At 72.6% G+C, this 16,012-nt stretch carries 13 protein-coding genes and 1 pseudogene; 9 read left to right on the forward strand and 5 right to left on the reverse strand.

The genetic code is table 11. The annotated features are described in order from the left end of the window. The first annotated feature begins 100 nt into the window (after nt 1–100). On the forward strand, nt 101–1,024 hold the full coding sequence (locus OG299_RS34005; RefSeq protein WP_266631873.1) for a class I SAM-dependent methyltransferase: 924 nt from the start codon (nt 101–103) through the stop codon (nt 1,022–1,024). A gap of 18 nt (nt 1,025–1,042) precedes the next feature. Here the strand turns inward: OG299_RS34005 and OG299_RS34010 are convergent, their stop codons facing one another. Then, nucleotides 1,043–1,951 (reverse strand): alpha/beta hydrolase fold domain-containing protein, encoded by a 909-nt coding sequence (locus OG299_RS34010; RefSeq protein WP_266631875.1) that lies wholly within the window; start codon nt 1,949–1,951, stop codon nt 1,043–1,045. 215 nt (nt 1,952–2,166) lie between these two features. On the opposite strand from OG299_RS34010, the gene tdh reads away from it, so the two are divergent. From tdh to OG299_RS34025, 3 genes are all read left to right on the forward strand, one after another. Next, complete coding sequence (gene tdh / locus OG299_RS34015) at nt 2,167–3,195, forward strand: L-threonine 3-dehydrogenase (RefSeq protein WP_266631877.1); 1,029 nt, start codon at nt 2,167–2,169, stop codon at nt 3,193–3,195. 164 nt (nt 3,196–3,359) lie between these two features. Beyond that, nucleotides 3,360–4,568 carry a glycine C-acetyltransferase gene (locus tag OG299_RS34020; protein WP_266631879.1) on the forward strand — a complete coding sequence of 403 codons (1,209 nt, stop codon included), beginning with the start codon at nt 3,360–3,362 and terminating at the stop codon, nt 4,566–4,568. 485 nt (nt 4,569–5,053) lie between these two features. Beyond that, complete coding sequence (locus OG299_RS34025; RefSeq protein ID WP_266631881.1) at nt 5,054–5,968, forward strand: LysR family transcriptional regulator; 915 nt, start codon at nt 5,054–5,056, stop codon at nt 5,966–5,968. Nucleotides 5,969–6,004: 36 nt separating this feature from the next. On the opposite strand, the gene OG299_RS34030 is transcribed toward OG299_RS34025, so the two are convergent. Together OG299_RS34030 and OG299_RS34035 are read right to left on the reverse strand one after the other, a co-directional pair. After that, nucleotides 6,005–6,688 carry an AAA family ATPase gene (locus OG299_RS34030; RefSeq protein WP_327363550.1) on the reverse strand — a complete coding sequence of 228 codons (684 nt, stop codon included), beginning with the start codon at nt 6,686–6,688 and terminating at the stop codon, nt 6,005–6,007. Between the two features lie 226 nt (nt 6,689–6,914). Continuing rightward, on the reverse strand, nt 6,915–7,694 hold the full coding sequence (locus OG299_RS34035) for a DeoR/GlpR family DNA-binding transcription regulator (protein ID WP_266633742.1): 780 nt from the start codon (nt 7,692–7,694) through the stop codon (nt 6,915–6,917). 149 nt (nt 7,695–7,843) lie between these two features. Here OG299_RS34035 and OG299_RS34040 point away from each other — a divergent pair, with 149 nt between their 5' ends. Both OG299_RS34040 and OG299_RS34045 read left to right on the forward strand, forming a co-directional pair. Next, nucleotides 7,844–8,746, forward strand: coding sequence for an SIS domain-containing protein (locus OG299_RS34040; protein WP_266631885.1), 903 nt, complete (start codon nt 7,844–7,846; stop codon nt 8,744–8,746). Next, nucleotides 8,743–9,579, forward strand: coding sequence for a class II fructose-bisphosphate aldolase (locus OG299_RS34045; RefSeq protein ID WP_266631887.1), 837 nt, complete (start codon nt 8,743–8,745; stop codon nt 9,577–9,579). Before OG299_RS34040 ends, OG299_RS34045 begins: the two co-directional genes overlap by 4 nt. Nucleotides 9,580–9,811: 232 nt before the next feature. Here the strand turns inward: OG299_RS34045 and OG299_RS34050 are convergent, their stop codons facing one another. Then, nucleotides 9,812–10,633, reverse strand: coding sequence for a hypothetical protein (locus OG299_RS34050; RefSeq protein WP_327363551.1), 822 nt, complete (start codon nt 10,631–10,633; stop codon nt 9,812–9,814). 148 nt (nt 10,634–10,781) lie between these two features. Here OG299_RS34050 and OG299_RS34055 point away from each other — a divergent pair, with 148 nt between their 5' ends. Further along, the gene (locus OG299_RS34055) at nt 10,782–11,972 is read left to right on the forward strand and encodes an acyl-CoA dehydrogenase family protein (protein ID WP_327364647.1); all 1,191 of its coding nucleotides are present in this window, start codon (nt 10,782–10,784) and stop codon (nt 11,970–11,972) included. Between the two features lie 329 nt (nt 11,973–12,301). Further along, nucleotides 12,302–14,053, forward strand: coding sequence for a multicopper oxidase family protein (locus OG299_RS34060; protein ID WP_327363552.1), 1,752 nt, complete (start codon nt 12,302–12,304; stop codon nt 14,051–14,053). 3 nt (nt 14,054–14,056) lie between these two features. Here OG299_RS34060 and OG299_RS34065 read toward each other — a convergent pair whose 3' ends face one another. Then, nucleotides 14,057–15,307, reverse strand: coding sequence for a methyltransferase domain-containing protein (locus OG299_RS34065; RefSeq protein WP_327363553.1), 1,251 nt, complete (start codon nt 15,305–15,307; stop codon nt 14,057–14,059). Nucleotides 15,308–15,864: 557 nt separating this feature from the next. Between OG299_RS34065 and OG299_RS34070 the strand changes: the two are divergent. Then, nucleotides 15,865–15,975: pseudogene (locus OG299_RS34070) on the forward strand (sulfite oxidase-like oxidoreductase); the annotation flags it as partial. Nucleotides 15,976–16,012 lie beyond the last annotated feature (37 nt).

Genomic DNA, 16,012 nt, shown 5'->3' on the forward strand with positions numbered 1-16,012 from the left:
CGCCTCCCCCGTCCGGGGGACGGGCCGCCGCACAGGCCCTCGCCGGCCGCGCTCCGGGGCACGATACGCACGCGTCCCACCCCGCCACGGAAGGCAGAGCATGCGGTTCCAGTACGACAGCATCGGCGAGCGGTTCGTGGAGTCGAAGACCACGGCGGCCTTCTCGGCGGCCGACACCCACACCCTGCTCGGGGCGCTCGACGCGCTCGGCGGGGTGCGCGGGCTCGACACCCTCGACCTGGCCTGCGGATACGGCTACAACACGCGGCTGCTGGCCCGCGGCGGGGCCCGCCGGGCCGTCGGCGTGGACATCTCGGAGGAGATGATCCGGCTGGCCCGCGCGCACGGGGTGATCGGCGCCGACGGTGTGGGCGCGTTGGAAGGTGCAGTGGGCGCAGTACTCCCGGTTCGCGGGGCGGGCGCGGTGGCCGCCACGGGAGCGGCCGCCGACACCGGGGCGGCCCGCGGCGCGGCCGCACGTGCCGAGGGGGCACCCGTCGAGGCGGCACCGGTGGAAGCCGCGCCCGCGCAAGCCGCGCCCGTCGAAGCCGCGTCGATCGAGTACCTGGTCGCCGACGCCGCCAAGCTGCCGCAGATGGGCCCCTTCGACCTGGCCACCGCCGTGTACCTGTTCAACTACGCCACCGACCGGTCCGCCCTGCACGCCATGTTCCGGTCCATCCGGGCCAACCTGCGCGACGGCGGCCGGCTGCTGGCCATCGTGCCCAACGCCGGCGCGTACCCGAACGTCGACTGGTCGCCGTACGGGGTGCGGATCGTCGACCGCGTCCACGAAGGCGACGCGCCGCTGCTGAAGGCGCAGTTCCTGACCCAGCCCCCGGCCGACTTCGAGTTCCGGGAGTGGGCGCACTCCGACTTCGCCGAGGCCGCCGTCGAGGCGGGCTTCTCCACGGTCGGCTGGCAGCCCAACCGGACCCCGCCCGCCGACGGCGCACGCGACGAGGCGTACTGGACCGCCTACCGCGCCTGGCCGATCAGCTCGCTGATGACCTGCACGGCGTGACGGCCCACCCGGCGGCCGTCACTCGTCGGCGGCCGACCTGATCAGCTCCACGATCCGGTCCCGGGCCGCCCGCCCCTCCGGCACCGGCAGCAGCGGGTACCCGTGCGGCAGCCCCGGCTCCTCGTGGAACTCCACCTCCACCCCGTCCGCACGGGCCCGGCGCAGCAGCTCCCGGCTGTCGGTGGTGAGCACGTCCCGGGTGCCGGTGAACACCGTCAGCGGCGCCAGCCCCGCGAACGAGCCGTGCAGGGGGCTCACCCGCGGATCGTCGGTGGCCAGGGTGCCCGCGTACAGCCGGCCCGCCTCCAGCAGCCCCGGCCGCGCCTGCACCGGGTCGGCGGCCTCGATGGCCGCCTGGTCGGGGTGGCTCATGGTGAGGTCCAGCCAGGGCGATATCAGTACGATCCGCGACGGCTGCGCCCCCGTACGGTCGCGCAGCCGCTGGGCGGCGGCCAGCGCCATCCCGGCTCCCGCCGCGTCCCCGATGAGCACGGTACCGCCGGCTCCGCCGCTCGCGATCAACCCGCTGAGCAGGTCCGCGGCCACCGGAACCGTCCGGTCCGCGGTCCCGCGCGGGGCCAGTATGTACGCCGGTACGACGACGCGCGCCTGCGCCTCGGTGACCAGGGTCCGGATCAACGACCAGTGCGGCCGGACCAGCTCGTTGATGTACCCGCCGCCGTGCACGTACAGCACCTGGGCCGCGGGCTCGACCCCGCGAGGCGACGCGTCGTACACCGGCCAGGCACCGACGAAGGTGCGGGAGACCTCGGCGACCCGGCCCAGCGAGCGCGGCGGCAGGTGCGACGCCGGCCGGCGGGCCGACTCGGCCACCCGCGCGCGTACCGCCTCGGCACTCGCGAACCGTCTTCGCCGACCCGCCGCGATCAGCGCGACCGACAGCGCTCTGCTGCGCAGACTCGGCACGCCCCTCACCTCCCCATTCCCTGCCCCGGCCGCGGGCCCCTGCCCAGGCCACAGCCCTTCACGGGAGGAGCATAGGCGTGAAGCTGGGCTGTCGACCCGCTTAAGAAATCCTCGATGGACTGATCACCTCCGCGCTCGGCAGATTGGTCCTTGTCGATACGTCGCACCCGACCCCGTGGTTGCAACGTCCCCTCCGCATGCCTGGAGCCACTCCCATGAAGGCACTCGTCAAGCACAAGGCCGAGCCCGGGCTGTGGCTCATGGACGTACCGGAGCCCGAGTACGGCCCCGGCGACGTGCTGATCAAGGTGCTGCGCACCGGCATCTGCGGTACGGACCTGCACATCCGCTCCTGGGACGGCTGGGCGCAGGGCGCGGTCAAGACCCCGCTCGTGCTCGGCCACGAGTTCGTGGGCGAGGTCGCCGCCGTCGGCGCTGACGTCCAGGACATCGAGACCGGCGCGCTCGTCAGCGGCGAGGGCCACCTGGTGTGCGGCAAGTGCCGCAACTGCCTGGCCGGGCGCCGCCACCTGTGCCGCAGCACGGTCGGCCTCGGCGTCGGGCGCGACGGCGCCTTCGCCGAGTACGTCGTCCTGCCCGCGCAGAACGTGTGGGTGCACCGGACCGCCGTGGACCTGGACGTGGCGGCGATCTTCGACCCGTTCGGCAACGCCGTCCACACGGCGCTCTCGTTCCCGCTGGTCGGCGAGGACGTACTGATCACCGGCGCGGGCCCGATCGGGATCATGGCGGCGGCCGTGGCCAAGCACGCCGGTGCGCGCAACGTCGTCATCACCGACGTCAGCCCCGAGCGCCTCGAGATCGCCCGCAAGGCCGGCGCCACGCTCGCGCTCGACGTCTCGAAGGCGACGATCGCCGACGCGCAGGCGCGTCTGGGCCTGCGCGAGGGCTTCGACATCGGCCTGGAGATGTCCGGCCGTGGCGAGGCCATGCGCGACATGATCGACAACATGACGCACGGCGGCCGGATCGCCATGCTGGGCCTGCCCGCGCAGGAGTTCCCGGTGGACTGGGCGAAGGTCGTCACCTCGATGATCACGATCAAGGGCATCTACGGCCGCGAGATGTTCGAGACCTGGTACGCGATGACGGTGCTGCTGGAAGGCGGCCTGGACCTCAGCCCGGTCATCACCGGCCGCTACTCGCACCGTGACTTCGAGGCCGCGTTCGACGAGGCGGCCACCGCCCGCAGCGGCAAGATCATCCTGGACTGGACGGCGTAACGGCCCCCGGGCCGCGGCGAGCAGGGCGCGACCGCCCTCCTCGCCTCAGGTCCTCCTCGCCTCCGTCCCACCGAACCATCTCCCTCCGGCCGGGCCCCGCCCACCCTCCCCCCTCCGCGGGGCCCGGCCCCCTTCGTCCGCCGCACAAGGAGAAGCCGAAGCCCATGTTCGAGTCCGTACGCGAAGACCTCCGCACCACCCTCGACGAGATCCGCGCCGCGGGCCTGCACAAGCCCGAGCGCGTCATCGGCACCCCGCAGAACGCGGCCGTCGCGGTGACCGCGGGCGGCGCCCCCGGTGAGGTCCTCAACTTCTGCGCCAACAACTACCTGGGCCTGGCCGACCACCCCGAGGTCGTCGCCGCCGCCAAGGACGCGCTGGACCGCTGGGGCTACGGCATGGCCTCGGTCCGCTTCATCTGCGGTACGCAGGAGGTGCACAAGGAGCTCGAGGCGCGGCTGTCCTCGTTCCTCGGCCAGGAGGACACGATCCTCTACTCCTCCTGCTTCGACGCCAACGGCGGCGTCTTCGAGACCCTGCTCGGTGCCGAGGACGCGGTGATCTCCGACGCCCTCAACCACGCCTCGATCATCGACGGCATCCGCCTGTCCAAGGCCCGCCGCTTCCGGTACGCCAACCGCGACATGACCGAGCTCGAGGCCCGCCTGAAGGAGGCCACCGAGGGCGGCGCGCGGCGCAAGCTGATCGTCACCGACGGCGTCTTCTCCATGGACGGCTACGTCGCCCCGCTCGCCGAGATCTGCGACCTCGCGGAGCGCTACGACGCCATGGTCATGGTCGACGACTCGCACGCCGTCGGCTTCGTCGGCCCCGGCGGCCGCGGCACGCCGGAACTGCACGGGGTCATGGACCGCATCGACATCATCACCGGCACCCTCGGCAAGGCCCTCGGCGGGGCCTCCGGCGGCTACGTCGCGGCCCGCGCCGAGATCGTCGAGCTGCTGCGCCAGCGCTCGCGCCCGTACCTGTTCTCCAACTCCCTGGCGCCGGTCATCGCCGCGGCTTCGCTGAAGGTCCTGGACCTGCTGGAGTCGGCTGGCGACCTGCGCGAGCGGCTCGCCGCCAACACCTCGCTCTTCCGCACGAAGATGACCGAGGCCGGCTTCGAGATCCTCCCCGGCGACCACGCCATCGCCCCGGTGATGATCGGCGACGCGGCGGAGGCGGCCAAGATGGCGGAGCTGCTGCTCGAGCGCGGCGTGTACGTGATCGGCTTCTCCTACCCGGTGGTCCCGATGGGCGCGGCCCGCATCCGCGTCCAGCTCTCGGCGGCCCACTCCACGGCCGACGTGGAACGCGCGATCGCGGCCTTCATCGACGCCCGCTCGGCACTGGCGGCGACGGGGGCCTGACCTGGCCTGGCCTTGCCTTGCCTTGCCTGACCTGACCTGACCTGACCTGCGGCGGCTGGGGCGGGCTGCCTGGCCGGGCAGCCGGGCAGCCTGGCTGCGGGCGGGTCGGGCTGCGGCCTGTCCGGCCCGGCTGTCGCCGGCTCGCCTGTCCGGCCTGGCTGATGCCGGCCCGTCCGGCCTGGCCGACGGAGGCCGGTCTGACATGGCTCGCGCCGGCCTGTCCGGCCTGTCCGGCCTGTCCGGCCTGTCCGGCCTGGCTCGCGCCGGCTTGAGAGGCCTGGCTGGCGGCGGCCTGTCCGGCCTGAACGGCCTGCGTGATCGGCGGCCTTGGCAGGGTCTGACCGGCCTGGCTGATGCCGGTCCGCCTGTCCGGCCTGGCTGATGCCGGCCGGCTTGAGCGGTCCGGCTGGCGCCGGCCGGCCCGGCCCGTCCCGCCTGCGTGATCGGCGGGTCGGGCGGGCTGTGTCACCTGCGAGAATGGTGGGGTGATCGACCCCCGCCGGCTGCGCATCCTGCGGGCCGTGGCGGACCACCGTACGGTGACCGCCGCGGCCGCAGCCCTGTACCTCACCCCGTCCGCCGTCTCCCAGCAGCTCGCGGCGCTGGAGCAGGAGACCGGGCACGTGCTGCTGACCCGCAGCGGCCGCGGGGTACGGCTGACGGCAGCCGGCGAAATCCTGCTCGGGCACGCCCACGAGGTCCTCGCCCAGCTGGAGCGCGCCGAAGCCGAGCTCGCGGCCTACGCGGGAGGCGCCGCGGGCGAGGTCACGGTGGCCGCCTTCGCCACCGGCATCGCAGAGGTCCTCGCCCCGGCGATCGCCCGCCTGGCCCGCGAACACCCGGGCATCCGCCTGCGCGTCCGGGACGCGGAAGGCGACCAGAGCCTGCCGCTGCTGCTGGACGGCGAGGCCGACCTCGCGCTGGCGGTCGAGTACCGCGGCGCCCCGGGCGCCGACGACGGCCGCCTCTCGGTCCTCCCGCTGTACGCCGAGCCCTTCGACGCGGTCCTCCCCTCGGGGCACCACCTGGCCGACTTCCCCGAGGTGTCGCTGGCGGACCTGTCCGACGCGGACTGGGTGGGCCAGTATCCCGGGAACCCGTGCCACGACGTGACCCTGCTGGCCTGCGAACTGGCGGGCTTCCAACCCCGGTTCGTGCACTCGTCGGACGACTTCCGCGCCGTGACGGCACTGGTGGGAGTCGGGGCGGGGGTGGCCCTCGTCCCGCGCTCGGCGCTGCGCGGCATGGACCTCAAGGAGGTCCAGGTCCGGCCGGTGGCAGGCTCGGCCCCCACCCGCAGGGTCTTCGCCGCAACCCGCCGCGGCGCGGAATCCCACCCCCTGATCGCCCCGGTCCTGGCAGCCCTGGGCCACGAGGCGGGCCGCCTGCCCCTGCACTGAGCCGGAGCGTGGGGGTCGGGTCCGAGGACTTCGACCTCACGGATTGCGATCCAGCGGGGCACGAGGTGCATCGGCGGGGCTGAACCGCACTGCTGTCATGCGTTCCCGCGATATCCGGTCGACCAGTACCACCGAGACCGCCTCCGGCACCGCTGCCGAGTCGTGCAGGCAGAGCGCTTCGAGCAGTCGGTCCAGTCCCTGCCGGTGTCGGGCGAAGACGCGCCGAGGGGCCCGTCGGGCCCGCGCCTCCTGCCCGGCCAGGGCCTCGGCCGCTCCGACGTCCAACAGGACGACGTGCAGCTCACCGCCGCGGCGCCGCGCCGTCCAGGAGAGCCACCGCCGCATCCAGGTCCGGCTGCCGCAGTCGTGGGCCAGGAGCGGTCCCCCCGAGAGGATTTCGGCGCGCAGCCGCAGCAAGTGCCTGAGCCGGGCCCACGGGCGGTACACCGCGTACGGCAGCCACGCGGGCATCAGGGCCTCGCAGGCGAGGTGCGAGGCCCTGGGGTCGACGACGGGCGCCATGCGCGACCAGCGGCGGAGCAGGGTGCTCTTGCCGCTGCCGGGCAGTCCGGACACCACCACCACGGCACCCGCCGGGTACGACATCAGGAGCGGTCCGCCGCCCCGCCCCCGCAGGTCCACCAACCCGCGCGGGCGTATGACCGGTCCGGCCGCGCCCTCGCCGACGGCCTTCCCGTCCCTCACGTCCACCGCGGACATGCCACTCGCCTCCCCCTCTGTGCACCCGACACGGAGTGATCGCTACGCTCTCCGTCGACGTGGCGGACGCCAAGGGGGCGGCGCGCCCGCCGGCATCCCCGGCGTGCGCGCGCCGCTGCAGCACTGTCCAGGGCGGTCTCCGGCATACTCGCCGCGAACGGGGGTCGCCCCCTTGCGGCGTCCACGATCCTCGCAGGCCGGTCGGCCGCCCCTCACAGGGGGCCTCTCACACCCGCCGTACCTCCACACCCGCCTCTTCGAACTCCGCCGCCACCGCGTCCGGGAGGGATACGTCCGTCACGAGGATGTCCACCGAGCGGGTCGGGCAGATGCGGGCGAAGGCGCGGACCGCGAGTTTGCTGGAGTCCGCCGCGATGACCACCCGGCGGGCCCGCTCGCACAGCAGGCGGTTCATCGCGGCCTCGTCCTCGTGGCGGGTCGCCGCGCCGTCCGTCGGGTCGAAGGCGTCCACGCCGACGACCGCCGTGTCCATCGTGAGCTGGCCCAGTACCTGCTGGGCCAGCGGGCCGGTCAGCTCGTACGACTGGGGCCGGGCGACCCCGCCCGTCAGCACGATCTTGAACTGCGGCCTGATGACGAGCTCGCCCGCGATGTTGAGCGCGTTGGTCACCACCGTCAGCGCCGGCGAGCCCGACGCCAGGTCCGGGCGGCCGGCCAGGGCGCGGGCCACCTCCGTGGTCGTCGTGCCGCCGGTCAGGCCGATCACCTCGCCCGGCGTGATCAGCTCCGCCACCGCCTCGCTGATGCGCTGCTTCTCCGCGGCGCGGCGGGACGTCCGGTAGCGCAGGGGGAGTTCGTACGAGACGCCGTGGACCACCGCCCCGCCGCGCGTGCGGACCAGCAGCTGCTGCTCGGCCAGCTGGTCGAGGTCGCGGCGGATGGTCGCGGCGGACACGCCGAGGCTCTCCGCCGCCGGCTCGACCTCCAGCTCGCCCCGCTCCACCAGCAGATCCAGCAGCGTCTGCCAGCGCTCCTTGCGGGTCATGGAACCCACGGCGATCGACCCCCTCGGGTGTGCTCCATCGGCCTACGCGTCGACATTAACTCAGGAGATCAACCCCTGAGGTGCTTGAAGTTGCGTGAAATGGGCCGCTACCTTGCAGGAAACTGCACCGACCACGCCAGGGAGCCGCCATGAGCCACGTCGCGTACGAGTTGGGCACACAGCCCGAGTGCTGGGAGCGGGCCGCCGAACTGGCCCCCGCCCAGCGGGCGTTGCTGCCCCAGCCGGGGGAGCGTACCGCGATCGTCGGGTGCGGGACCTCTTACTACATGGCCCAGGCGGCCGCCGCCCTGCGCGAGGAGGTGGGCCAGGGGGAGACCGACGCCTTCCCCGCCTCGGAGTTCCCCCTGCACCGCCGCTACGACCGGGTCGTCGCGCTGACCCGGTCCGGTACCACGACCGAGGTGCTGGACCTGCTGGCCGGGCTGCGGGACGCCGGTGTGCGTACGACCGCCGTCATCGGGGACCCGGCGACGCCGGTGATGACCCTCGCCGACGAGCTCGTCGTCCTCGACTTCGCCGACGAGCAGTCCGTCGTGCAGACCCGTTTCGCGACGACCGCGCTGACCCTGCTGCGCGCCCACTACGGTCTGCACGACCCGGCCGTCGTCGCCGACGCGCGCACGGCGCTCACCGAGCCGCTGCCCGAGCAGGCGGCGAGCCGCGGGCAGTTCACCTTCCTCGGTCGCGGCTGGAGCGTGGGCCTCGCCCACGAGGCCGCGCTGAAGATGCGCGAGGCCTCCCTGTCCTGGTCCGAGTCGTATCCGGCGATGGAGTACCGGCACGGCCCGATCAGCGTCACCGGGCCCGGCACCCTCACCTGGTCGCTCGGCGAGACCCCCGACGGGCTCGCCGAGCAGGTGCGGGCGACCGGCGGCCAGTGGGTGGCCGGGCGGCTCGACCCGCTCGCCGAGCTGGTACGGGTCCACCGGCTGGCGATCGCCGTCGCGGCCCACCAGGACCTGGATCCGGACCAGCCGCGGAACCTGACCCGCTCGGTGATCCTCACCGTCGGCGAGGAGGCGGTCCGATGAGCCTCGTCTGTGCCGGGACGCTCGTCCTCGAGGCGGCGGCCGCCGGCCGCGCCGTCGCCGCGTTCAACATCATCACCCTGGAGCACGCCGAGGCCGTCGTCGCCGGGGCGGAACGGGCGGGCCTGCCGGTCATCCTCCAGCTGAGCGAGAACGCCGTGAAGTTCCGCGGCGGGCAGCTGCTGCCGATCTCGCGGGCCGCCGCCGCCTGCGCGGAGGCCGCCGGGATCCCGGTCGGCCTGCACCTGGACCACGTCAAGAGCGCCGACCTGCTCCGGCAGGCCGTGGACGCCGGGTTCAGCTCGGTGATGTACGACGCCGCGCAGCTCCCGTACGCGGAGAACCTGGAGGCCACCCGCTCCGCGGCCGACTGGGCGCACGCCAACGGGCTGTGGGTCGAAGCCGAACTGGGGGAGGTGGGCGGGAAGAACGGCGCCGCCCCGCTCGACCCGCACGCGCCCGGTGCCCGTACCGACCCGGACGAGGCCCGGCGGTTCGTGGCCGACTCCGGTGTCGATGCGTTGGCCGTGGCGATCGGCAGCAGCCACGCGATGACCAGCCGCACCGCGGCGCTGGACCACGCGCTGCTCGCCCGGCTGGCGAAGACCGTGGACGTGCCCCTGGTGCTGCACGGCTCCTCGGGCCTGCCGGACGCGGAACTCGCGGCGGCGGTGGCGGGCGGCATCCGGAAGGTCAACATCGGTACCGCGCTGAACCTGGCCATGACCGAGGCCATCCGCACCCACCTGACCCCGGCGGACCCGCGCCCGTACCTGACGGCGGCCCGTACGGCGATGGCGGCGACGGCCGCGGCGATGATCACGGCGCTGAACTGACCGGAGGTGCGCAAAGGGGGTGAATGCCATGGACAATAGGGCGGGAAACCATCCTTTCCGGTGGCGCGGAAGAGCTGTTTGATCATGCTCGGAGCCCCCTGGCGTGATCACCGTCGCCTTCAGCGACGTCTTCCGGAGAGCGACGAGTGCGTCGTCATCCCCGAGGCCGCCGACCCGGGTTCCTCCGAGCCGGCCTTCTCCCCGCGCAACCGGACCGACGCCGTCGCGCGGGTCAGCGGGGGGTGAGCCGGGCCTGGTGGCAGGTGATGTGCTGCCATCGGGCCCGGTCCGGCGTCGCGCCCCGGTCCAGGGTGCGGCGGGCCTCGACCGCGGTGACGTGGCGGTCGGTGGACAGGCACAGCAGGACGAACAGGCCGGTGTGCGAGGGCTCGACGGTCTCCTCGTAGTACCACTCGGCCGTGACGGTCCGCCGGTCGGCCAGGAAGGGGCGCTGCAGGAAGTCCTGCACGTCGAGGGGGAAGTGCCCGAGCACCCCCTGCGCCTGGGGCGGGTCCAGGACCAGCCGCTCCACCGGTGCACCGGGCCGGCCGGGCGCTGCCGCGCCGCCGCCCGCCTGCGCCGGACGCCCGTCGAAGGAGCGGCTCAGCAGCGACCCGGGCTCCACCCGGGCCCGCTCGCCCCGGTGCTCCTCGGCGCGGCCGTTGCGGTACACCGGCTGGACCCGGCACAGCCCCCGGTCTCCGAACACCACCGCGAACGGGGCGCCGTCGTCGTAGACCCGGGCCCACCACACCAGGGACCGCCCCGCCTTCTCGAGCGTCTTGGCCCGGACGTCGCCCGGCAGCAGCTCCCAGCACCCCTCGCGGGCGGGGACCCCGGGGTCGACGGGGAGCGCTCCCGGCTCGTGGATCTGGGTCACGCCCGCGGAGTGCTCCGCCCGGGCGGCGGGGAGCCGGTCCGCCGGTACGCGGTCGGCGGGCGGCCGGTCCGCGGGCGTGCGGTCCCGGCGCTGCGGCATCCGGTCCCGGCCGGCGAACTCCTGCTCCCAGGCCTTGTCCATGTGTCCCCCCGGTCCCTTGAACTCCCCTGCCACGCAAGCCCATTGTCCGCCACGGGTCCGCGCCCCGCCGGAGGTCGGCGGAATCGGCGGCCCGCGAGTCCTTCCCCCTTCTTGGAACACGTTCTACTCTGTGCGCCGCCACCACAGCGACCGGCTGGACCGCGAGACACCCGGAGGGGCCGTGCACCTCGAATACACGCCTGAGCAGCAGCAGTTGCGCACTGAGCTGCGCGCCTACTTCGCCGAGCTGGTGCCGCAGGACGTCTACGCCCGCTACGAGGACCCGGCCGCGCAGAAGCGCTTCTACCGGGAGACCATCCGCCGGCTCGGCGCCGACGGCTGGCTCGGGGTCGGCTGGCCCAAGGAGTACGGCGGCCGCGGGATGTCCCCGATGGACCAGTTCATCTTCTTCGACGAGGCCGCGCAGGCCGTCGTACCGCTGCCGCTGATGGCGCTCAACACCGTCGGACCGACCATCATGCAGTTCGGCACCGACGAGCAGAAGGCGTACTTCCTGCCGAAGATCCTGGCCGGCGAGATCGACTTCGCCATCGGCTACAGCGAGCCGGACGCCGGCACCGACCTCGCGGCGCTCAAGTGCAAGGCCGTCCGCGAGGGCGACGAGGAGACCGGCACGTACGTGGTCAACGGCCAGAAGATCTGGACCACGAACGGCGACACCGCCGACTGGGTCTGGCTCGCCGTCCGCACCGACCCGGACGCCCCTGCGCACAAGGGCATCACCATGCTCCTCGTGCCGACCGCCGACCCCGGCTACTCCTGCACCCTGATCAACACCCTCGCCTCGCACGACACCACCGCCAGCCACTACGAGAACATCCGGGTTCCCGCGAGCCGCCGCGTGGGGCAGGAGAACAAGGGCTGGCGCCTGATCACCAACCAGCTCAACCATGAGCGCGTCACCCTGGCCGCCCACGGGACCATGGCCATCCGGGCGTTGCACGACGTACAGCGCTGGGCCGCCGGGACCAAGCTCGCCGACGGCCGCCGCGTCATCGACCTCTCCTGGGTCCGCGGCCGCCTGGCCCGCACCCACGCCCGGCTCGACGCGATGAAACTGCTCAACTGGCAGATGGTCAACGCCGTCCAGGACGGCACGCTGACCCCGCAGGACGCCTCCGCCGTCAAGGTGTACGGCTCGGAGGCCCGCAGGGACGCGTACGCCTGGCTGATGGAGGTGGTCGGCGCGGCCGGCTCCCTCAAGGACGGCTCCGCGGGCGCGGTGCTGCACGGCGAGCTCGAACGCGGCTACCGCAGCGCCGTGATCTTCACCTTCGGCGGCGGGAACAACGAGATCCAGCGCGAGATCATCTCCTGGATCGGCCTGGGCATGCCCCGCGTCCGCCGCTGAGGGGTGGCGCAACCGGCGATCATCATCAGGTTCCAATTCCGAATAATTGGATTCCAATTCTGATGTCTGCCGAATTGCCGCTCAATGAGTGTCTTTCCCGGACCGGACCGGCGAGCTGCGGCAACGTTCCGAACCAGCCTTGTATCCCTTGAGCGTGAGGCGAGGCGAGGGAAAGGGCGGAGACGATGGTCGGGCGAAGAGACTTCCTCATGGCCGGTGCCATGGGGGGTGCGGCCATGCTTCCGGGGGGTGTTCTGGGAACGCCAGCGCATGCATCGGACGGTGACGGTCACGGTCACGGGCATGGGTCACGGTCTGCAGACACCACGGTGCCGAAGACCCCTCCGCTGACGAAGTACGTCGACGCGCTGCCCACGCCGGTGACGGCCATCCCGGATCCTTCCGTCTATCCGGGCGCCGACTACTACGAATACACGATGCGGCAGGGCTCCTGGCAATTCCACCGCGACCTCGGGCCGGCAACCGTGTGGGGTTACTGGGCCAAGAACCCGCACAGCCCTCGCAAGGCGATCGGCATGGGCTATCTCGGTCCGACCATCAGCGTCGACAAGGACCACCCGACCGTCGTCAAGTACCGCAACCACCTGCCGACCACCCACCTGTTCCAATCCGTGATCGACGGCATTCGCACCGGGGACCCCCAGCTCACCCCGATCCCGCCGCCGCCCTACGAGCCCATGCAGCCGTTTCCCCCGAACGTCAATGTGTGGAACGTCGTGCACCAGCACGGCGGTTTCACGGCGCCGCAGTCCGACGGCATGCCGCTGCATTCGTTCAGCCCGGACGGCATTCACGCCGAGTCGTACACCACCCTGGACCCGAGCCGGGTCAAACCCAACGAAGCGATCTGCGCCTACACCAACCACGAGCGTTCGTCCCTGCTCTGGTATCACGACCACGGCATGGGGATGACCAGCCTCAACGTCTATGCGGGCCTGGCAGGTCTCTACGTCATCCGTGACCCGGAGGACGAGCAGCTCGGGCTGCCGCACGGCGCATTCGAGGTCCCCCTCATCCTGCAGGACCGGACCTTCTACCCGGACGGCTCGCTCGCCTACACCATGACCCTGCAGGAGGGCGAGGACACCCCGGTCGTCAACGGAAAGGCGTACCCCTTCCTGGCCGTCGAGCCGCGGCGCTACCGGCTGCGCATTCTCAACGCGTCGAACGAGCGCTTCTGGCGGCTGAGGTTCGACGTCCCCACGGACGTACTGCTCCAGCCCAACCTGCCGTTCTGGCTGATCGGCACCGACGGCGGTTTCCGTGCTCCGCTGCAGATGCTGAACTTCCTGATCGGGCCGGCCGAGCGGTACGACCTGATCGTCGACTTCAGCCAGATGCCCATGGGCACGAACATCACGATGACGAACTACCACGCACCGGTCCACTACCCCGGCATGCCGGGCCAGGGACCGCAGATCTCGGAGATCATGCAGTTCCGGGTCACCAAGCGACTGTCCGGAGGCCCGGACAGGAGCACTCCGCCCAAGGACCTCAAGCTGCCCACGGCGGAACCCATCGTGCCGAAACCGGACACCCGTCGGCGGCAGTGGGTCGTGTACCAGCACAAGCTCTTCAGCACCATGACGTTCAACGCGGTGCCGTTCATGGAGCCGTCCGAGGACTTCATCAAGGCGGGCTCGACCGAGATCTGGGAGTACATCAATCCCAACCACGACGCCCACCCGATGCATGTCCACCTCGTCAACTTCCAGGTGTTGAACAGGCAGCCGATCGACGCAGCCGCCTACCAGGCGGACTACGAAAAGTGGATCGACGGTGGCCGCAAACCGGGGGACATCCCGGTGTTGGAGAAGTACTTCACCGGCCCGCCGATTCCGCCGGACCCGGACGAAGCGCTGTCCGAAAAGGACACGGTCAAATCCTATCCGGAGACGGTGACCAGGATCATCTGCCGGGAATTCAGCCCGCCGACGGAAACGATCGCGTCGATTCCGGACAGCGGAACCGAGTTCCCCGCGACGTACATCCACCACTGCCACCTGCTCGAACACGAGGACGACGACCTGATGCGCCCCTGGACGATCGTTCAGGACTGACGGTCAGCCGCGGGGAACGGCGCGGGCCAGGAAGTGGTCGGCGCCGTCCTCGTACGCGTCCAGGTGCCAGCCCGTCGCCTCCAGGGCGGGCCGCAGGTTGTGCTCGGCGAGGAGGTCGGCGGGGTCGAGGGCGCGGCCGTGGCGGGCTGCGCGCTCCGCGCGGCCCGACGGGTGGAACAGGAGCAGGACGCCGTCGGCCGCGCTCACGCGGGCCCATTCGCGCAGGGCGGCGAGCGGGTCCGGGAGATGGTCGAGCAGCCCTGCCGAGAAGATGCCGTCCACGCAGGCGCCGGGCAGCGGGAGGCGGGTGCAGTCGGCGGCGAGGAGGTGCCCGTGGCGGGTGCGGCCGTGCCGGGCGGCGGCCGCCAGCATGGCCGGGGTGACGTCGATGCCGAGTACGTGGCCGCGGGGCCCGACCTGCGCCCGGAGCGCGGGCATGGCCCGGCCGGTGCCGCAGCCGAGGTCCACCGCGCGGCCGCCGGGCTCGAGCCGCAGCCGGGCGGCCGCGGCCTCGTAGGCGGGGGTCTGGTAGGCGAAGCGCTCCTCCCAGGCGTCCGCCCGGCGGGTGAAGAAGGCCCGGGCGGCGGTGTGCTCGGCGCGGGCGGCCACGAGGGTGGCGAACCGGCCCAGGAGCTGCTCCCCCCAAGGATCGAGGGTGGGCCCGGCCGCCGTTCCTTCCGTATCGCCGCCCTGCGGCAGGAACCGGATGCCCCAGGCGCTGGCGCCGATGCGGAAGGCCTGCTCGGGGTACCCGTCGCAGGAGGCCAGTACGACGGCGTCGGCCGGCAGGTCGAGGGAGCCGGGGGCCGGCCGCAGGCCGGGGGAGGGCGGCGCGGCTCCGGCGAAGAGCGGGTCGGACCCCGCGGCCGGCGTGAGTTCCAGCAGGGGGCGGTCGGCAGCCGTGCCGGGGTCGGCGGCCCTTGCGCCTCTCGCCGGCGCCAGCAGGCGCGTACCGGTTCCCAGGGCCAGCACGGGCACCTCCGCGGCCAGGGCTTCCCGTACGAGGGCCGGATCGGCTACGCCCGAGGCGGGCCGGCCGGACCGGGCGGACGGGCCGGACCGGGCGGACGGGCCGGACGGGGCGGTCCGGGGGCCGCCGAGGACGATCAGGCCCTCGATGCCGCTCAGGTCCGCAGACGGATCCGCAGCGGCCGCGAGCGAGACCGTCCGGGAGGCCAGACCCGCTGCGGCGAGCACCCTGGTCACGGCGGTCGGAGCCTGCCCGGCCGCGTGCTGCATGACGACAACCGCCATACTTCAGTCCTCACATTCGAGCCACCGCCGCCGTTTCCGGCCGCATCTGCGCAAGCATGCCCCGGTGTGGGGTGCATATGCCAGCCAGGCTCCGGTGCGTGAGACGGTTAACCGTCGGATGGCGGCCCGAAAACGGGCGATCCGAACAGGCGCCGGGCGTGCGGCTGAGGGCCGGGGCGCACAGGGCCCCTGCGTGCCGAACACCGCTGATCGGCATGCAGGGGCCTCTTGGCCGGTGCTCCCCATGGCGGCGAGAGCCGCTCGACCGTCACGGGGCCGGTGTGCGTGTCAGTCAACCAACATCGACCCGGCAGGGCGACTGGATCCGGACACGGAAACAGGCCAGAGTGGCCCGTGTGGCTCTAGTCAATCATCCAAGAGGCAAATCTGCCACAATGGATCGCATCTGCAAGGTTGAATGCCGCCTTCCCGCCGCTTGTGCCCGGTCGGGAGCGGTGGAGGGTGAGGTACGCGATGGGGGCCGAACCCCTCCCTCCGGGGCAGCGCACGGTCAAGGGCTGGCCCGTCTCCCACTACGGCCCCGTGCCCCGGTTCGCATTGAGTACATGCCCCAGGACCGGCGCGGATTCTGGGAGGAACGCGGCTACCACAACATCGCCGACCCCTGGGCCGGGCAGCGTCACTCCTACCAGGAAGACACCCCCTGAGGCCGCGCACCGAACCGGTGTGCAGCCCTCGGCGCCG

Source organism: Streptomyces sp. NBC_01296 (assembly GCF_035984415.1).
In the GTDB taxonomy this organism is placed as follows: domain Bacteria; phylum Actinomycetota; class Actinomycetes; order Streptomycetales; family Streptomycetaceae; genus Streptomyces.

Excerpts from the sequence above, each read along its gene's own strand:
- OG299_RS34030 (WP_327363550.1), bottom strand. The coding sequence starts at position 6,688 with ATGTCCGCGGTGGACGTGAGGGACGGGAAGGCCGTCGGCGAGGGCGCG.
- tdh (WP_266631877.1), top strand. The coding sequence starts at position 2,167 with ATGAAGGCACTCGTCAAGCACAAGGCCGAGCCCGGGCTGTGGCTCATG.
- OG299_RS34045 (WP_266631887.1), top strand. The coding sequence starts at position 8,743 with ATGAGCCTCGTCTGTGCCGGGACGCTCGTCCTCGAGGCGGCGGCCGCC.
- OG299_RS34035 (WP_266633742.1), bottom strand. The coding sequence starts at position 7,694 with ATGACCCGCAAGGAGCGCTGGCAGACGCTGCTGGATCTGCTGGTGGAG.
- OG299_RS34040 (WP_266631885.1), top strand. The coding sequence starts at position 7,844 with ATGAGCCACGTCGCGTACGAGTTGGGCACACAGCCCGAGTGCTGGGAG.
- OG299_RS34020 (WP_266631879.1), top strand. The coding sequence starts at position 3,360 with ATGTTCGAGTCCGTACGCGAAGACCTCCGCACCACCCTCGACGAGATC.
- OG299_RS34065 (WP_327363553.1), bottom strand. The coding sequence starts at position 15,307 with ATGGCGGTTGTCGTCATGCAGCACGCGGCCGGGCAGGCTCCGACCGCC.
- OG299_RS34005 (WP_266631873.1), top strand. The coding sequence starts at position 101 with ATGCGGTTCCAGTACGACAGCATCGGCGAGCGGTTCGTGGAGTCGAAG.